General features: G+C 60.8%; 1 protein-coding gene. It reads right to left on the reverse strand.

Annotation, left to right across the window (positions count from 1 at the left end; genetic code table 11):
• Positions 1-154: 154 nt before the first annotated feature.
• Positions 155-1,324, reverse strand: coding sequence for a lactonase family protein (locus tag AC1DLB_RS30155; RefSeq protein ID WP_477786301.1), 1,170 nt, complete (start codon positions 1,322-1,324; stop codon positions 155-157).
• Between the last annotated feature and the right edge of the window lie 26 nt (positions 1,325-1,350).

Genomic DNA, 1,350 nt, shown 5'->3' on the forward strand with positions numbered 1-1,350 from the left:
GCGGTATTCCTCGATTCAGTTGGCTTGCTTGCCCGGTTGGGCTGTGAAGCAAACTTAACTCCCGAGGGTCGGCGCCTTGAAATGCTTTGTAGCATTAGCCGATATCAGTCTCATTAATAGAAGGTTGCAGGCCCCATCAACCGGGGCCTGCGGCCTATTGACGCAGCAGGAACTTGAGATCGCTCGGGGCATCCATTGGCAGTTTTTGCACGGTTTTGCCCAACAGACCGGTCTTGGCGTCACGCTCGATGACGACAATCTGGTTGCTCTTCTGGTTGGCAATCAGCACGAATTTGCCGCTCGGGTCGAGACTGAACTCGCGCGGGTGATCGCCGTCCACTGAGCGACGCTGAAGCTCCTTGAGGTGGCCGGTTGCCGGGTCGATGGCGAACACCAGCAACTGATTGGCGGTGCCACGGTTGCTGACGTAAAGGAACTTGCCATCGGCCGAGGCGTGAAGCGCAGCCGCGGCCTTGCCCGATGTGGGCAGCCCCGCCGCCAGATCGACCAACTGCGTTTGTTCGAGTTGGCCGTCCTTGTAATCGAACACCGCCACCTGCGCGCTCATTTCCATGGTCAGCCAGGCGTGCTTGCCATCGGCGCTGAACAGTAAATGTCGCGGCCCGCTGCCGGGGGGCAACGGGACGGACGCGGGTTTGGCGGCAGTCAACGGCAGTTCCGGATTGGCCTTGGGGTCGAAGCGATAGATAAAGATCTTGTCCGCGCCCAGGTCATTGGAAAACACGTATTGACCATCCGGCGAAGAGATCGCCGAATGCACGTGCGCCGACATCTGCCGCACGGGGTCGATCCGGCTGGACGGATGACCGCTCATCTGCACGACGGGTTTCAGCTTGCCATCGGGGCTCACCGGTAACACCGCCAGGGTGCCGCCCGGGTCTTCAGCCACCGAGTAGTTGCTGACAAACAGATGGCTGGCATCACCGCTGATGCTCGAATGGGTCGGCTCGTTGCCCAGGGTTTGCACCTGGTTGATCAGGCTCAGCTCATGGGTTTTCGGATCGATTGCGTAACTGCTGACGCGCCCTACCGGATCGGCCTGCCCCGGGCCGTTTTCGTTGACCGCGAACAAGCGACGTTGATCCTTGGACACGGTCAGCCAGGACGGGTTGGCGCTCTTCACCACTTGCAGCGGCTTGGCATCGATCTGCCCGGTGCGGCTGTCGAAGTTCAGGCGATAAATCCCCTGGCTCTGGCCGGCGGTGTACGACCCCACCAGTAATTCGTAGTTGTCGACCGGCRCCGCCTGCACGCCCATCGCGCCGACGCTGCCGGCGATCAACAGTGGCCAGAAGTTACGCATCCTCATTCGTTTCGTCCTCGTCATCC

This window comes from Pseudomonas sp. 05N434 (assembly GCF_056396965.1).